Source organism: Pedobacter cryoconitis (assembly GCF_014207135.1).
GTDB lineage: Bacteria > Bacteroidota > Bacteroidia > Sphingobacteriales > Sphingobacteriaceae > Pedobacter > Pedobacter cryoconitis_D.
This window is the reverse complement of sequence record NZ_JACHCC010000002.1, coordinates 522225-539343: the sequence shown is the minus strand read 5'-3', so window position 1 is coordinate 539343 and position 17119 is coordinate 522225. Positions and strand designations below refer to the sequence as shown.

The window sequence follows — 17119 nt, the reverse complement described above, 5'->3', positions numbered from 1 at the left end:
TCTTTAAAAAAATTGAAAAATTAAAACTACTAATGAAATTAAATCTAATCCGTCCTCTTGCTTTTTTTGATCTGGAAACTACCGGGGTTAATGTTGGTTCTGATCGTATCGTTGAAATTGCAATTCTAAAAGCTATGCCAGATGGATCTGAGCTGGTAAAAACACTACGTATTAATCCTGAAATGCCAATTCCGCTGCAATCATCTCTGATTCATGGAATTTATGATGAGCATATCGCTGATGCACCTAAGTTTAGTGAGGTAGCACAGGAAATTGCTGAATTTATTGGCGATGCTGACCTTGCAGGTTATAACTCCAACCGTTTTGATATTCCGGTATTACTGGAAGAGTTTTTACGTGCAGGAGTAGACTTTGATATGACCGGCAGAAAATTTGTGGATGTACAGAACATATTCCACCAGATGGAACAGCGTACTTTGCGTGCTGCCTATAAGTTCTACTGTGGAGAAGATATTATTAATGCGCATTCTGCAGAGGCGGATATTAAAGCTACCTATAATGTATTACTGGCACAGCTTGACCGTTATGAAAATGTAGATTTTGAAGATAAACAAGGTAATGTTTCTCAGCCTGTTAAAAATGATGTAGACGCTTTGCATGCCTTTACCAACATGAATAAGCCTGTCGATTTTGCAGGCCGCATGGTTTTCAATGAGAACGATGAAGAGGTATTTAATTTCGGTAAACATAAAAATAAAACTGTGGAGCATGTATTTGATACTGAGCCAAGTTATTATGCCTGGATGAAACAGGGAGATTTTCCTTTGTACACCAAAAAGAAACTGGAAGAAATCTGGACCCGCTGGAACAAGAAGAAGGAGTTGAGCAGAGCAGCTAAATTACCTGCTACTCCGAAACCTGCTGAACAGGGTAGCCCGGCAAAACCAAAACAACCTGCAGCTGCACCTTCAAAACCACAAAGCAGACAACCTTATCAGCAACAGCCTAAAAAGGAAAAACCAGCTGTAAATGTGACGCCAGATATGCTGGAACAATTAAAGATGAAATTTGGAAAATAAATAGTTTTGCTGAAATGTGGTCTGCAGACCACATTTCAGCAAAACTTAAAGCAATTATAGATACCTCGGAAATCAATCCTATTTATATGAAAAAAATAATGATGCTCAGCCTCTTCAGTGTAATAGGACTGAGCGTTTTTGCACAACAGGGTTTGTCAGTACCTGCTGACTTTCAGCAGGCTTATGCTAAAGGAACAAGATCAGTAACGGGAAAACCCGGACCGAAATACTGGCAGAATACAGCAGATTATGATCTTAAGGTTGATTTTGAACCTGTATCCGGATTATTAAAAGGTACAGTTGATGTCATTTATAAAAACCAGAGTCCGGATACACTCAAAGAAGTCTGGTTTAAATTGTACCCTAATTTGTATAAAGATGGTAGTCCGCGTTCTTTTAAAGTGGCCGACAAAGATCTGAGTGAAGGAGTGAAAATTGGTTCTATTGCTATTAATGATAAGGCCGTTGCTACCGAATCTTTGGTGATTGATGGTACGAACATGCATACTTCAATCGCTGCGCTGGCTCCCGGCAAAAGTATGAAGGTTAAAATTTCCTACCAGTATACTTTAAATAAAGGTTCTCATAACAGAACCGGAATGGTTGATGAGGGGTCGTACTTCGTCGCTTATTTCTTCCCGCGTATTGCCGTTTATGATGACGTGGATGGCTGGAACAAATATCCTTATCTGGGAGATGCTGAATTTTATAATGATTTCTGTACGTTCAAAGCAGCAGTTACTGTGCCTAAAGATTATGTGATCTGGGCTACAGGTGATCTGATGAATGCTAAAAATGTATTTCAGAAAAGAATCGCAGACAGGTTAGCCCTTGCAGAACAAGTGGACAGCGTAGTCAATGTGATTGATATGAATGACCTTAAAAACAATGATATTACTAAAAATCAGGAATTTAATACCTGGAGATTTGAGGCGAAAAATGTAACCGATTTTGTTTTTGCAACAAGTAATCATTATTTATGGAAATCCAGCAGTCTTATTGTGGATCCGAAAACTAAGAGAAGGACCCGTGTTGATGCTGCTTTCAATCCAATTCACAAAGACTATTACGAGGTGGTAGATTTTGCCCGTAAATCGGTGGATGCCATGAGTTATAAGTTCCCGAAATGGCCTTTCCCTTATGCGCATGAGACTGTCTTTGATGGTCTGGATCAGATGGAATATCCAATGATGGTGAATGACAACCCGGTTGACAAAAGGGAAAATGGAATTACCCTGACCATCCATGAAATTTTTCATACCATGTTCCCTTTCTATATGGGAATTAATGAAACTAAATATGGCTGGATGGATGAAGGATGGGCAACCATAGGAGAATGGTTAAATTCTCCGCTCATTGAACCGACTATGGTTGATTTATATGGAATACAGCCAACCGGTGAGACTTCAGGCTCTAAGGATGATACACCTGTGATGACATTGACTCCTGATTTAAAAGGTTCTGGTACTTTTACCAATTCCTATCCTAAACCTGCCTTAGGTTATTTATATGTTAAAGATTATCTGGGAGATGAGCTGTTTACCAAAGCGCTGCATCATTATATTGAGGCTTGGCATGGCAAACATCCAATGCCTTTTGATTTCTTTTACAGTATGAATGAAGGATCCGGTAAAAATATGGACTGGTTCTGGAAACCATGGTTCTTTGGTGAAGGAGATATTGATCTGGGCATTACTGGCGCTGATAAAACTGCTGACGGATATGTGTTTAAGGTGGAGAATAAAAGTCTTAAACCACTTCCTGTAGATCTTACGCTGACTTATGAGGATGGATCAGTTGAAAAACTGCACAAAAGTATTGGTATATGGCAAAACGCCGGACAGGTAGTTTCTATTCCATTCAAAACAGACAAGAAAATAAAAAGAGTAATGATTGGAAGTACTTATGTACCTGACAAGAATGAATATAATAATGTTTTAACGGTTAATTAACCGTTAAAAACAGCATCAACTTTCATCAGGAATCTGCCTGATGAAATCAATATTGCGGGTTAAGCCTTTAAACTTAGTCCGCTTTACTGCCGAGTTTTTAAAGATCTGTTTAAATACATCTTCAGTAATATCCAGCCAGTCTTCCCGTTTCATACCCAGCAGATTTTCATTTGGCTTTAACTGTGGTTCAGTATGTGGGACAGAAAACCTGTTCCAGGGGCATACATCCTGACAAATGTCACAACCAAACATCCAGTTCTCCATCTTATCGTCAAAGCTTTTCGGAATTTCTTCTCTCAATTCAATGGTGAGGTACGAGATACATTTTGTAGCATCAATAATAAAAGGAGATAAGATTGCGTCTGTAGGGCAGGCATCTATACATTTTGTACAGGTCCCGCAGTGATCGGTTGTAAAAGGGTTATCATAGGCCAGATCGAGATCTATAATCAGTTCTGCCAGGAAGAAGAATGAACCGCTTTTTTTACTGATAATATTGCTGTTTTTGCCAATCCAGCCAATTCCGGCACGTTTTGCCCAGGCCCGGTCAAGCACAGGTGCAGAATCGACAAATGCCCTGCCACTTACTTCGCCTATATTCTCTTCAATAAAATTAAGGAGTTGAAACAGTTTGTCTTTGATCACCAGATGATAATCTGTTCCATAAGCGTATTTAGATATTTTTGGTGCGTCGGGATCAGTCTGCTGTTCTTCAGGAAAGTAGTTAAGTGTAAGTGAAATGACTGATTTAGCATCATCTACCAGTAATCTTGGGTCGAGCCTTTTGTCAAAATGGTTTTCCATATAACTCATTTGCCCGTGACGATTGTTTTTGAGCCATTGCTCCAGCCTTGGTGCTTCTTCTTCTAAAAAGCCGGCTTTTGCGATACCACATTGCATGAAACCCAGACGCAGGGCTTCGTCTTTGATCAGCTGACTGTATTTAGAAGAGTTATTAAGCATTATTATGCAAAGGTACGGTTTGCAATTAAAAAACGGATAGGGTATTTGATAGGTCAGCTTGAAGATGGCTTTGGATTAGTTTCGATAAAGGGCCATGAATAACCTATGATAAAAAGACGATGAGGCCACCTTTTCTCTAAGACAAAAGGTGGCCTCATCGTGGGGTAATGGTGGCCTCATGGTGGCCTTATGTCGAACAGTACCCGAACGTTTGCTTTATTTGAGTAACTTAACTTCGTACAGATCTTTCCGGCGGTCTTTTAAGATCTTAACGGTTCCGAAATGATGAAGCTCGTCGAGTAAATGCAGATCTACGTCGACCACCAGCATCATTTCTGTGTTAGGAGTCGTTTCGGCTTTAACTGCGTTAGTTGGAAAAGCAAAGTCCGAAGGTGTAAATACAGCAGATTGCGCAAATTGGATATCCATGTTATTTACTTTAGGCAGGTTACCTACACAACCCGCTATAGCTACATAACATTCGTTTTCTATAGCTCTGGCCTGTGCACATCTTCTGACCCTGGTATATCCGTTCTGTGTATCTGTCAGGAAAGGAACAAACAGGATCTGCATACCCTGGTCTGCATAAATCCGGCTGAGTTCAGGGAATTCTACATCGTAACAGATCAGGATTCCTACTTTACCGCAGTCGGTATCAAAGACCTTGATCTTATCGCCACCTACCATACCGTAATATTTCAGTTCGTTAGGGGTGATGTGGATCTTTCTGTATTCTTCGGTTTTACCACTTCTATGACACAGATAGGTCGCATTATATAATTTGTTGTTATCCAGGATCGGCATACTTCCGGTAATGACGTTTACATTATAGGAAACGGCATAACTCTGGAGCTTTTCTACAATTTCAGGTGTCAGTTCGGCCAGCTTGCGCATAGCTTCCATTTCGGGCAAATGATTGTAGGGCTGTAAAAGAGGAGTATTGAAAAGCTCTGGGAACATGATGAAATCAGATTTATATCCGCTGACTGCGTCTACAAAAAACTCCACTTGTTCATAAAAAGCCTCCATATCCGGGAAAAGACGCATTTGCCATTGAACCAGGCCAATTCTTATGGTTTTAGCCGAACGTGCTGAAGCATCTACACCCTGATAATAGATGTTGTTCCATTCAATCAATGTCGCAAAATCCTTTGACTCATGGTCTCCCGGCAGATAGTTCTTCAGTACTTTTCTGACGTGAAAATCATTGGATAGCTGAAAGGTAAGTGTCGAGTCATAGATTTCTTTGGCCTTGACTTTATCGATATATTGTCTGGGAGTGAGTTTGTCGGCATATTCATGATATCCGGGAATCCGGCCGCCAGCAATAATGCTTTTCAGGTTCAGGCTTTCGCAAAGTTCTTTTCTGGCTTCATATAATCTGCGACCTAAACGTAAACCTCTGAATTCTGGTGAAACAAAGATCTCAATGCCGTATAAAGTATCACCGTGTGGATCGTGGGTAGAGAAGGTATAAGCACCTGTGATCATTTGATAGGTATGTTTATCACCATACTCATCATAATCGACTATAAGGGCAAGAGAACAGGCCACAACTTTATCATCTACTGCAATGCAAAGCTGACCTTCAGGAAATAGTTTGAGTAGTCTGGCGATGGTCTGTTTGCTCCATATCTGTCCGCCAAGTGTATCATAAGCCTGCTCCATTGACTCTTTCAGATCGTCATAATCTTCAAGCGTTAATTTTCTTGTTTCAATGTTCATATGTGTTAAAATAGATATAATTTACCTATTTTAACACATAAATGGTGCCTGAAAAAGAAAAATGGCTAAAATAACTTGCCGGATTGGGCCTGATATTGTCTCTTAAGATGTTTGTACGCGGCTTCAGTCACTTCTCTTCCGCGGGATGTACGCATCATATAACCTTCCTGGATCAGGAAAGGTTCATAGACTTCTTCTATGGTACCTTCGTCTTCTCCAACGGCTGTAGCAATTGTTTTTAAACCTACAGGACCACCTTTGAATTTATCAATGATAGTCAGCAGGATCTTATTGTCCATTTCATCCAGTCCATGCTCATCAACATTTAATGCTGTCAGTGCATATTTGGCTATAGTGGTATCAATAGTCCCGTTCCCTTTTATCTGGGCAAAATCCCTGGTCCGTCTTAATAACGCATTGGCTATCCTTGGCGTACCACGGCTGCGGCGTGCAATTTCATAGGCACCTTCTTCAGTAATAGGAGTTTTCAGAATTTGTGAAGAACGCAGGACGATTGTAGTCAGCAGTTTGGCATCATAATAAGCCAGCCTCGAGTTGATTCCAAATCTTGCGCGCAGGGGAGCCGTCAGCAAGCCCGACCGGGTAGTGGCCCCGACTAATGTAAATGGGTTCAGTGTAATCTGAACTGAGCGGGCATTAGGCCCGCTCTCCAGCATAATATCAATTTTGAAGTCCTCCATAGCAGAATACAAATATTCTTCTACCAGAGGGCTTAAACGGTGTATTTCGTCAATAAAAAGTATATCTCCGGTCTCCAGATTAGTCAGCAGTCCTGCCAGATCGCCTGGTTTATCCAGAACTGGGCCTGAAGTAACTTTTATCCCAACGCCCATTTCATTGGCTATGATATAAGACAGGGTGGTTTTTCCTAATCCCGGAGGCCCGTGAAGTAGTACATGGTCCAAAGGCTCGTTACGCAGTTTAGCTGCTTTAACGAAGATCTTCAGGTTTTCCATGATTTTTTCCTGACCGGTAAAATCTTCAAAAGCCTGTGGACGCAAGACTTTCTCTATATCCCTTTCAATAGGAGATAAGCTTTCTGAAGATGGATCAAGGTTTTCGTTCATGGGATAAAGTTAAGATAAAAACTTTGCTGCTGGTTTGGCTTCTTTTACACCGTTCGCATAATCATAGAATCCTTCTCCGGATTTTACGCCTTTTTTACCGGCCATCACCATATTAACCAGAAGTGGGCATGGCGCATATTTAGGATTACCAAATCCTTTATGTAATACATTCAGAATGGCAAGACATACATCAAGGCCTATAAAATCTGCTAATTGCAGCGGCCCCATCGGATGTGCCATGCCAAGTTTCATCACAGTATCTATTTCACTGACACCGGCAACCCCTTCAAATAAAGTGTAAATAGCTTCATTGATCATAGGCATCAGGATACGGTTGGCTACAAAACCCGGGTAGTCATTTACTTCAACAGGTACTTTATCTAAGTTCTCTGATAGCTTCATTACCAACTCTGTAGTTTCATCTGATGTAGCATATCCACGGATCACTTCAACCAGTTTCATGACAGGAACCGGGTTCATGAAATGCATACCGATCACCTTTTCTCCTCTGCTTGTTACTGAGGCAATATGGGTAATTGATATCGAAGAAGTGTTACTGGCAAGGATAGCTCCTGGTTTTGCATAGGCATCCAGGTCGCGGAAGATCTTTAATTTAAGATCCAGATTTTCTGTAGCAGCTTCTACCACAAGATCTGCCTCGGAGACACCCGATTTCAGGTCGGTAAAAGTGTGGATATTTTGTAATGTTTTAGTTTTGTCTGCTTCTGTTATTGTTCCTTTAGTTACTTGACGGTCAAGATTTTTACTTACGGTATCTAATCCTTTATTTAAGGCTTCCTGATTAATGTCAATCAGGTTTACCTGGTAGCCAAACTGGGCAAAAGTATGCGCGATACCATTTCCCATGGTACCAGATCCGATTACTGCTATTTTAGTCATTTTGTTTATTTAAGGTGCTAGTCTGTTGATTGTCCATACGCCGTTAACGCTGGTATAGGTAATTCTGTCGTGCAGGCGGCTTGGACGTCCCTGCCAGAATTCAATATGTTCTGGTTTCAGTAAATAACCACCCCAGTGTTCAGGACGTGGCACTTCTGTTTCCTTATAGGTTTCAGTGAGCTCCTGTACACGGGCTTCCAGTACTTCACGATTAGGGATCACGGTACTTTGTGGCGATGCTGTAGCACCGATCTGGCTGCCTTTGGGGCGGGAGTGGAAGTATGCAGTGGAAACTGCTTCGTCTACCTTAGTGACGGTGCCTTCAATCCGGATCTGACGCTCGAGTTCAGGCCAGAAAAACTGCATGGCAGCCTGTGGGTTTTCCTGAAGTTCTTTACCTTTCTTACTATTATAGTTGGTGAAAAAGACGAAGCCATTTTCATCAAACCCTTTTAAAAGTAAAATGCGCGAAGAGGGTTTGCCAGATAAATCGGCAGTTGCCAGCGTCATTACATTGGGTTCATACAATTTTGCGTCAATTGCCTCCTTGAACCATTTGCCAAATTGTGTGAAAGGATTTTGGTCTATATCGCCCTCTGCAAGCTTTGCAGCGCGATAATCTTGTCTCAGGTTTTGAATATTTTCTTTGGTCAGCTCCATCTGACAAAAATAGGTTTTAGTTTTTTTAAAATTATAAGTAATTTTCCTAAATGATAAGTCGATTAACACCTTCAGCAGGGAAACTGCTTGTTTCAGAACCATTCCTGAATGATCCGAATTTTACGCGTTCTGTTGTGTTACTGACTGAGCACAGTGAATTAGGCAGCTTAGGTTTTGTCATTAATCAACCGAGCCAGTTGCTGCTGGGAGAACTTATTGAAGATATCGGCGGTCCTGATTTTCCGGTATGCTACGGCGGTCCTGTGGCTACGGACACGATTCACTTTATTCACCGCTGCCCGGAGAAAATTGCGGATGGAGAAGAAATTGCGAAGGGAATCTTTTGGGGAGGAAACTTTGAAAGCTTTAAGGCGCTGATGTCCCAGGGAAGCCTGACTAAAGCAGATGTAAAGATTTTCGTAGGTTATTCAGGCTGGGAAGGAGAACAGCTTAAAGCGGAAATGGAAGATAATACCTGGATCGTTTCTGATCAGTATGATGCAGATATGATCTTTTCTGCTGACGAAGAGCAGTTATGGCGGGAAGTGATTATCCATCTCGGTCCGAAATACGCACACATCAGTAACTTTCCAAGAAACCCGAACCTGAATTAGTTTTTAATATAAATGCCCCGGTCTTATCATAAAGGATAAGACCGGGGCATTTGGTTTATGGTTAGTGGCTTAAGAAAGATCAGCCGCAGATTCTTCTACTTTTTTTCTCAGTTCGTCCTTGTAACCCTGCATTTTAGTTGCCAGAGAACTATCTGCTGTCGATAAAATCTGCACAGCCAGTAATCCGGCATTTTTTGCCGCATTCAGGGCTACAGTAGCTACAGGAATCCCATTAGGCATTTGCAAAATAGACAGAATTGAATCCCATCCGTCAATAGAATTGGAAGATTTAACTGGTACGCCAATGACAGGCAATACGGTGATCGAAGCCACCATTCCTGGTAAATGCGCTGCCCCACCTGCTCCTGCAATAATTACCTTTAAACCTCTTGAAGCCGCTTCTTTTGCATAGCTGAACATTCTTTCCGGTGTACGGTGCGCAGAGACTACCGTCATTTCAAATTCTACTCCAAATTCCTTTAAAATATCAGCAGCGTCATTCATGATATTTAAATCAGACTTGCTGCCCATAATTATGCCTACTTGTGCGCTCATTAAGATATTACTTTTAGTGTTTCTTTTATATAATTAGCTTTCTCAATTGCTGCTTCCCGATTCTGGTCAACAATAGTGATATGCCCCATTTTGCGGAATGGTTTAGTGTATTTTTTACCATAAAGATGTACGTAAACACCATCCAGAGCCATGATTTTTTCCAGACCAGGATATTTTGCCACGCCGTCATGTCCTTTTTCACCCAATACATTAATCATCACTGCATTACTGATGGAACTGGTATCTCCCAGTGGAAGGTTACAGATGGCACGCAGGTGCTGATCAAACTGAGAGACACGATTACCTTCTATAGTATGATGACCACTGTTATGCGGTCTTGGAGCAAGCTCGTTAACCAGTATACGTCCGTCTTTGGTGATAAACATTTCTACAGCCAGCAAACCCGTTATATTCAGGGCCGCGGCAATTTTTTTAGCTATATTTTCTGCTCTTTCCTGTATAGAGTCGGGGTAGGTAGAGGGTGAGATCAGGAATTCTACCAGGTTAGCCTCATCATTGAATTCCATTTCCACCATCGGAAAAGTTTTGACATCACCATTCTGATTTCTGGATACAATAACTGCAATTTCTTTTTCAAAATCAACCAGTTCTTCAATTAAACAAGGGCTGTCAAATGCATTGTCCAGATCGGCCACATTGTTGATTTTCATGACACCCTTACCATCGTATCCATCTTTCCGCTGTTTTAACATATAAGGGAAAGGGAAATTCGAATTCAGCAGGTCTTCTTTGGTATTGGCTAGCTGAAAAGGGGCAGTCGGGATATCATTTTCTTTGAAAAACTGTTTTTGTATGCCTTTATCCTGGATCAGACGGATTACTCTTGCCTGGGGAAATACCAGCTTGCCTTCTTTTTCAAGCTGATCCAGAGCTTCAATATTTACTTTTTCAATTTCAATAGTAATGATATCTGCTTTTTTACCAAATTTATATACTGTATCAAAATCAGTAATAGACCCGCATTCGAAGTAGTTTGCAAGATTTTTACAGGGAGCATCATGATCAGGATCCAGTACCAGCGTAGTCAGGTTGTAGTTAATTGCCTGCTGAATTAACATCCGGCCTAATTGCCCACCGCCTAAAATACCTAATTTTAACTCACTTATTTGTTTTGCCATATCGATATGAAAAAGTTATGCTTATTTTGCACAAAAATAACAATATAAACGGATTTGATGGAGGCTGATGCTATAATAATTGGAGCGGGCGCGTGTGGATTGATGTGTGCGGTACAGGCCGGATACCTTGGTAAGAAGGTAATTTTACTGGAAAAAGGAAGTAAAGCAGGGGCTAAAATATTAATCTCGGGAGGAGGAAGATGTAACTATACGAATCTGTTCGCGACTGATGAACAGTTTATTTCGGGAAATAAACACTTTAGTAAATCGGCTTTTACACAATGGACAGTTGCTGATACCATCAGTTTTTTTGATACTTATGGGATCAGTGGCAAAGAGAAAACGCTGGGGCAATTGTTTCCTGAAGATAAAAATGCGAAAGCGATCGTCGACCTGTTTATGGAGCTGTGTGCGGACTTCGGACAGGAAATCAGATGTAATGCTGAGGTAACGGATATTATACATAGAGAAGATGTCTACAGCGTAACCTATCAGCGTTCGGGTAAAGAATATACCATAAAATCGGCTAAATTAGTTATTGCAACAGGCGGATTGCCCATTCCGAAAATGGGTGCGACAGATTTCGCATTGCGTTTTGCCCGCAAAAATGGGTTGAATATCATTGACACCGCACCAGCTCTGGTCCCTTTAACCATTACCGGAAAAGAAGAAGAGTGGTATGCGCAGCTTTCCGGGAATTCAGTTTTTTGTGAAGTAAGTAATGACCAGATCTCTTTCGAAGAGAATATTCTATTTACACATTGGGGGTTAAGCGGGCCGGCAATTCTACAGATTTCTTCCTATTGGCAGCCAGGTGAAAGTATAAACATTAACTTGCTGCCGCACGAAGACATTACTGCATTGCTGGAAGAAGAGCGAAAACAGAATGGAAAGACTTTATTGTCTACGCTGATGAACAGATATTATGCAAAGAAATTTACGGATGCAATGAGTAAATATCTGCCTGTCGATAAACAGGTAGCTTCGCTGACGAAAACTGAAATGGAGCTGATCCATCGGACTATTCACTTGTTTAAGGTAAAGCCGGCGGGAGATAAAGGGTATGATAAAGCAGAAGTTATGCGTGGTGGAATAGATACAGCCGAGCTTTCTTCTAAAACGCTTGAATGTAAAAAGATGCCTGGCCTGTATTTTGGGGGAGAGTGTCTGGATGTAACAGGCTGGCTTGGCGGATATAATTTTCAATGGGCCTGGGCCTGTGGTTTCGTTATTGCACAGGGAATTTAGGGCTGATTTTATGAATGAAACAGATATTTTAAAAAACTATTGGGGATTTACTTCTTTCAGACCGCTGCAGCAGGATATTATCAGGGCAGTGCTTTCTGGTCGGGATGTAATGGCTTTATTGCCTACCGGTGGTGGAAAATCCCTGTGTTTTCAGATCCCGGCTCTGGTTAATGAGGGAATTTGCATTGTCGTTTCTCCATTGATCGCGCTGATGAAAGATCAGGTGGAGAACCTGAAAGCCAAAGGGATCAATGCTGTGGCTATTTATGCTGGAATGGGTAAAAGAGAGATAGATATTTTGCTGGATAACTGTATTTATGGTCCTGTTAAATTCCTCTACCTTTCACCTGAACGCCTTTTATCTGATCTGGTACGTACCCGGATTTCTTATATGAATGTGAACCTTTTTGCGATAGATGAGGCACATTGTATCTCTCAGTGGGGTTATGATTTCAGACCTTCTTATTTACAGATCACTGCGCTAAGGGAAATTCACCCTCAGGTTCCTGTAATTGCGCTGACAGCTACCGCTACGTCTTTTGTCAGGACTGATATTGTCGATAAACTGATGCTTAAGGAACCTGAGATTTTTGTGCAGAGTTTTGCGCGTAAAAACCTGAGTTATGTGGTTTTTGATCTCGAGGATAAATATAAAAAACTGATTGATATCATCACCAATGTGAATGGCAGCGGGTTGGTTTATGTACGTAACAGACGGGAAACCTCAGAAGTAGCTTTGTTTTTGAAGAGAAACCACATTGCTGCTGATTTTTATCATGCCGGTATAGAAAAAGATGAACGCTCCAGAAAACAGGAAGCGTGGAAACAAAATAAAATCAGAGTGATGGTTGCTACAAATGCATTCGGGATGGGGATTGATAAGCCCGATGTCCGTTTTGTAGTGCATCTTGATTTGCCTGAAAGTCTGGAAGCTTATTATCAGGAAGCCGGACGGGGAGGAAGAGACGGGAGACGGGCTTTTGCTGTTTTGCTGGCGAACAAATCCGATCAAATGGCGCTAAAGGCTAAATATACGGACAACTTTCCTTCGGTAGAAGAGATTAAAAAAACATATCACTATCTGGGGAGTTATTTTCAACTGGCTTATGGTGCAGGAGCGGGTGTCAATTTTAGTTTTGATCTTGCAGATTTCTGTAAACGCTTTAAACTGGGCGTGATCAAAACTATAGGGGCACTGAAATTCCTGGAACACGATGGTTATATCACACTCTCCGAGAATATCTTTTTAGCTTCCCGTGTGCTTTTTACGGCCGGGAACGAGGATGTTTACCGGTTCCAGATAGAGAATTCGGGTTATGACCCCTTAATTAAAACTATTTTGCGCTCTTATGGCGGAATGTTTGATCATTATGCGAATATTAGTGAAAGCGACATTGCCAAAAAACTGGGGATTTCCTTTAATGATGTGGTACGTTTGCTGAATAACCTGCAGGATCAGGGACTGATTTCTTATTTGCCACAGACAGACCAGCCGCAGATGCAGTTTCTGGTAGCGAGGGTGGATCTGCTGCACCTGGATACTGATGTGAAGTATATCGAACTTCGCAAAAAAATCCAGTCAGAGCAGATTAGTGCCGTTCTGGCTTATGCAAGTTCATTTGTATGCAGAAGTATACAGTTATTATCGTATTTTGATGAACCCGATGCGGTACAGTGCGGGGTATGTGATGTTTGTCTGGCACAAAAGAAAAATGAAGACCTGGCCGGGCTGGAGGATAAGATCGATTTTGAACTGGCGACCATAGTGCAGACCGGACCTGTTACACTTGACGAGCTGGTCGGCCAGCTTAAAACCGGGACTGATCAGGAGAAGCTAAACCGTATCCGGGAAATGCTGGATGCAGGTAAAATTAAAACAGACGGCAAAAACTATTACCTTTGAGCATTGATGAGGCCTGCGGCGCAGGTTTTATAACTGACGGAAAACAAAAAAATGAAACTTATGATGAAGAACTCAATCCTATATATTTTAGCTCTTCCAGTGCTTTTCACTGCTTGTCAGTCTAAATGTATTGAAGACTCAGGAAAACACTCCAGCAGAGCATCTGTAGTAAAACCCTATGATGAGATCAGGGTCAGCGGAGCTGTGAAACTGATTATGCGTCAGGATAGTAGCTTTAAAATCAACATAGAAGCAGATTCTAACCTGATTGATCTGGTTAAAGCTACCGTAGATGGCCATGAGCTGGTGATTAAACTGGATGAGGAGAAATATTGCGGTAAAGACTCTGTTGTGATTAATGCCGGAATCGGAGACCTGAAAAATCTGGACGTGAAGGGGGCGAGCCGTGTGTTTACTTCAGCACTTATCCATGTCAATGACCTGGCTATCCATTCATCCGGTGCGACAAAAATTAACCTGGAGCTGAACGCGGGCAAACTGACCACAACAACTGAAGGTACGGCCAGTATTAACCTGATCGGACAGGCAGGAGAGCATCGGGTAAAAAGTACCGGCGCAATCGAAATGGATGCATTTGCTTTTATAACAGGTCTATATGATCTGAATGTGGAAGGTGTTGGTAAATTGAAGATCAATGTACTTAACGAACTTAAAGCAAAAACTTCAGGAGCTACAGCTATTTACTATAAAGGAAACCCCAAAAAAGTAGACGAAAATAAATCCGGCACTGCCAGGCTGGAAAAAGTTAACTAATACCAAAGATACCCCCTAATATTTTTCAATGAAAGTAGAATTATTTATTCCCTGTTTTGTCGATCAGTTATATCCTGAAACAGCTTTTAGTACAGTTAAACTTTTAGAGAAAGCAGGATGTACGGTAAGCTATAATCCAGGTCAGACCTGTTGCGGTCAGCCTGCTTATAACGCAGGGTACTGGGAAGAGGCAAAGGAAACGGGGATGAAATTCCTGAACGATTTTTCTGATGCCAATTATATTGTAGCTCCTTCAGCTTCTTGTGTAGGGATGGTGAAAAATGGATTTAACGATCTTTTTACCAATTCGAATGTGCATAATAAATGCAGGACTTTGCAGGGGAATATTTTTGAACTCTCGGATTTTCTGGTCAATGTCCTGAAAAAGGATTATTTCGGCGCAGAACTGGAAGGTAAAGCTGTTTATCATGATTCATGCAGTGGCTTAAGAGAGTGTAAGATCAAAGATGAACCCCGCCAGCTGTTATCTAAAGTCCATGGACTGGAAATGCTGGAGATGAAAGATACGGATATGTGCTGTGGTTTTGGTGGAACTTTTGCTGTTAAATTTGATGCAATTTCGTCTGCTATGGCTGAACAAAAAGTAAATAATGCACTGGCTCAGGATGCAGATTATATTATCTCAACTGATTTATCCTGTCTGATGCATCTGCAAGGTTATATTGATAAAAATAACCTGAAGATCAAGACTATACATCTGGCTGATGTACTTTCCAACGGCTGGCTGGAATACTAAATTGTTTAACCTTTTTTAACATTTCATCGCTCTTAATTAGCATTGTTTTTGCTTTAAGCTAGCAGATATGAAAAGATTATTCATTGCCGCATTAAGTTTATTTCTATTTTCAGGTCAGCTTATTGCACAATCTAAACAATCCGGAGTTATATTATTTGAGAGTACATTTAATCCGGTAGCCATGGCTGCGGCAAATGGGATTAAACTAAGTAATGAAGCCATTGCCAGGATGCCCAAAAGTTCCGTAACTTCCTTTGAATTAATGTTTAATCCTACTTATGCCAGTTATATGCAGGTGGAAGAAACAGCCAAAAGCAGCGCTAATCCGGCAGACAGGCATCATGGTGGAATGCGTTACGGCGGACTGGCTGTCTTTGGCGGCGGAATCAACAGAGAGTTTTATTATAGTTTTGACGATCAGAAATTAATCCAGGCCTTCGATTTAAGTGATACTACTTTTCTGATGGAAGAAAAGCTGGGCGTATTACCTGCTGCCGGAATGGGATCATTACAGACGCCTCCTGTAATAGAATATATTCAATCTGATGAGACCAAAAAAATACTCGGCTTTACCTGTTCCAAAGTGATTGTAAAGACTTCTGTCAAACGTAAGATCCAGGGAGAGGAAAAAGAATTTACTGACATTGCGATGCTCTGGTATACAGACGAACTTGGTTTTGATTTTTCTCCGAATCCGGCTTTATGGAAACGGGGGGCGGTACTTGCCATTGAAGGCAAAGGGACTGATATTGAGGCTAAAAGTATAGTTTATAAAGAGATCAGTGACCAGTCGCTTGACTTACCTGCAAAAGGTATTCTGATCACCCAGGATCAGTTTCGGGCTAAAATGAATTTGCGAAGACGACAAGCGCGTCTGTACAGAAGCGGTTCATGGAATGAGGTAAAGACTATGTCCATTAATTGAGCATAAGTTCATCCATGTTACCTTAAAAAAATCGCAATGCTCTTCCTGTAAGTGGATTGCGAAAAATCCCTTACAAAGCTTAATGAATTTTATCGGTTTTTCCGTAAATAATCAGTCATAATTATAATTCACTTTTCCACTGGTGTTAATAACATTTAGAATCAGTCTAAGCGGAAATTTGCATTTTTGGGCTCCGCTAAAATAGGTCGGCAAGAGGGCTGATTTACATAAAATCCTTCGCTATGAGCACAAAAAGAATAATCAAATTTGAAAAAGACGATTGTAGTCCATGTAATATGGTTTCAGAATATCTTGATAGAAAAGGTGTTATCTATGAGACTATCAATCCGTTTAACCAACCGGAGCTGGCTATGCAATTCCGGGTACGGTCAGTACCAACAGTAATTTTATTAGAACAGGAGCAGGAGCTCTCGCGTGTAATCGGTTTCAAGCCTGATGAACTGTCTGTTCTGGTAGCTGTTTAGTAATTCACAATAATACAAAGCCTATGACCTGGATTTATTACGATAGTAAAACCGGTAATGTGGAGCGATTTGTAAACCGTCTGAAGTTACATCGTGACTGGTCAGTCCAGAAGATAGATGAAACTTTAAGGCCCTTGCATGAGGGACACCTGATTACCTATACAACAGGGTTTGGGGAAATACCGCTCTCTACCCAGCGTTTCCTGGATGAAAACAGTAGTATGATCAAATCTGTATCATCCAGTGGAAATAAAAACTGGGGACCAAATTATGCAATGGCAGCTACCAAGATCGCCGACAGGTTTAAATTGCCGGTTCTGATGCAGTTTGAACTTTCAGGTACACTGGCAGATATTCAAAAATTTATAGATAAAATAGAGGGCTAAATGAT

17 protein-coding genes are annotated in these 17119 nt (G+C 41.2%); 10 read left to right on the top strand and 7 right to left on the bottom strand.

The genetic code is table 11. The annotated features are described in order from the left end of the window. Window positions 1-32 precede the first annotated feature (32 nt). Together HDF25_RS05275 and HDF25_RS05270 are read left to right on the top strand one after the other, a co-directional pair. Window positions 33-1040: a 3'-5' exonuclease gene (locus HDF25_RS05275; RefSeq protein WP_184623483.1), complete on the top strand. Its 1008-nt coding sequence runs from the start codon at window positions 33-35 to the stop codon at window positions 1038-1040. A gap of 86 nt (window positions 1041-1126) precedes the next feature. Continuing rightward, window positions 1127-2992: a M1 family metallopeptidase gene (locus tag HDF25_RS05270; protein WP_184623481.1), complete on the top strand. Its 1866-nt coding sequence runs from the start codon at window positions 1127-1129 to the stop codon at window positions 2990-2992. Between the two features lie 15 nt (window positions 2993-3007). On the opposite strand, the gene queG is transcribed toward HDF25_RS05270, so the two are convergent. The 5 genes from queG to pdxH form a co-directional block, all read right to left on the bottom strand. Further along, complete coding sequence (gene queG, locus HDF25_RS05265) at window positions 3008-3955, bottom strand: tRNA epoxyqueuosine(34) reductase QueG (protein WP_184623478.1); 948 nt, start codon at window positions 3953-3955, stop codon at window positions 3008-3010. Window positions 3956-4171: 216 nt separating this feature from the next. Then, window positions 4172-5680, bottom strand: a complete 1509-nt coding sequence (locus tag HDF25_RS05260) for a bifunctional GNAT family N-acetyltransferase/carbon-nitrogen hydrolase family protein (RefSeq protein WP_184623476.1) — start codon at window positions 5678-5680, stop codon at window positions 4172-4174. Window positions 5681-5745: 65 nt separating this feature from the next. Beyond that, window positions 5746-6768, bottom strand: a complete 1023-nt coding sequence (gene ruvB / locus HDF25_RS05255) for a Holliday junction branch migration DNA helicase RuvB (protein WP_184623474.1) — start codon at window positions 6766-6768, stop codon at window positions 5746-5748. A 9-nt stretch (window positions 6769-6777) separates the two neighbouring features. After that, on the bottom strand, window positions 6778-7668 hold the full coding sequence (locus tag HDF25_RS05250) for a 3-hydroxybutyryl-CoA dehydrogenase (protein ID WP_184623472.1): 891 nt from the start codon (window positions 7666-7668) through the stop codon (window positions 6778-6780). A 9-nt stretch (window positions 7669-7677) separates the two neighbouring features. After that, a complete protein-coding gene (gene pdxH, locus HDF25_RS05245) occupies window positions 7678-8328 on the bottom strand; it encodes a pyridoxamine 5'-phosphate oxidase (RefSeq protein ID WP_184623470.1) in 651 nt (216 codons plus the stop codon). Window positions 8329-8378: 50 nt separating this feature from the next. Here pdxH and HDF25_RS05240 point away from each other — a divergent pair, with 50 nt between their 5' ends. Continuing rightward, complete coding sequence (locus HDF25_RS05240; RefSeq protein WP_184623468.1) at window positions 8379-8942, top strand: YqgE/AlgH family protein; 564 nt, start codon at window positions 8379-8381, stop codon at window positions 8940-8942. Window positions 8943-9011: 69 nt separating this feature from the next. On the opposite strand, the gene purE is transcribed toward HDF25_RS05240, so the two are convergent. Next, the gene (gene purE / locus HDF25_RS05235) at window positions 9012-9497 is read right to left on the bottom strand and encodes a 5-(carboxyamino)imidazole ribonucleotide mutase (RefSeq protein WP_184623465.1); all 486 of its coding nucleotides are present in this window, start codon (window positions 9495-9497) and stop codon (window positions 9012-9014) included. Further along, window positions 9497-10636 (bottom strand): 5-(carboxyamino)imidazole ribonucleotide synthase, encoded by a 1140-nt coding sequence (locus HDF25_RS05230; RefSeq protein ID WP_184623463.1) that lies wholly within the window; start codon window positions 10634-10636, stop codon window positions 9497-9499. Before HDF25_RS05230 ends, purE begins: the two co-directional genes overlap by 1 nt. A gap of 57 nt (window positions 10637-10693) precedes the next feature. Here HDF25_RS05230 and HDF25_RS05225 point away from each other — a divergent pair, with 57 nt between their 5' ends. The 7 genes from HDF25_RS05225 to nrdI all read left to right on the top strand — a co-directional run bounded on the left by HDF25_RS05225 (window position 10694) and on the right by nrdI (window position 17114). Then, window positions 10694-11884 carry an NAD(P)/FAD-dependent oxidoreductase gene (locus HDF25_RS05225; protein WP_184623461.1) on the top strand — a complete coding sequence of 397 codons (1191 nt, stop codon included), beginning with the start codon at window positions 10694-10696 and terminating at the stop codon, window positions 11882-11884. Between the two features lie 10 nt (window positions 11885-11894). Further along, window positions 11895-13787: a RecQ family ATP-dependent DNA helicase gene (locus HDF25_RS05220; protein ID WP_184623458.1), complete on the top strand. Its 1893-nt coding sequence runs from the start codon at window positions 11895-11897 to the stop codon at window positions 13785-13787. Between the two features lie 60 nt (window positions 13788-13847). Next, window positions 13848-14561, top strand: coding sequence for a head GIN domain-containing protein (locus tag HDF25_RS05215; protein WP_184623456.1), 714 nt, complete (start codon window positions 13848-13850; stop codon window positions 14559-14561). Between the two features lie 28 nt (window positions 14562-14589). Continuing rightward, window positions 14590-15318 (top strand): (Fe-S)-binding protein, encoded by a 729-nt coding sequence (locus HDF25_RS05210; protein WP_184623454.1) that lies wholly within the window; start codon window positions 14590-14592, stop codon window positions 15316-15318. A 67-nt stretch (window positions 15319-15385) separates the two neighbouring features. Then, the gene (locus HDF25_RS05205; RefSeq protein WP_184623452.1) at window positions 15386-16243 is read left to right on the top strand and encodes a hypothetical protein; all 858 of its coding nucleotides are present in this window, start codon (window positions 15386-15388) and stop codon (window positions 16241-16243) included. Between the two features lie 242 nt (window positions 16244-16485). Continuing rightward, the gene (locus tag HDF25_RS05200) at window positions 16486-16728 is read left to right on the top strand and encodes a thioredoxin family protein (protein ID WP_183869888.1); all 243 of its coding nucleotides are present in this window, start codon (window positions 16486-16488) and stop codon (window positions 16726-16728) included. A gap of 23 nt (window positions 16729-16751) precedes the next feature. Further along, entirely contained in the window at window positions 16752-17114 is a 363-nt protein-coding gene (nrdI, locus tag HDF25_RS05195; protein WP_184623450.1) for a class Ib ribonucleoside-diphosphate reductase assembly flavoprotein NrdI, read from the top strand. The last annotated feature ends 5 nt before the right edge of the window (window positions 17115-17119 follow it).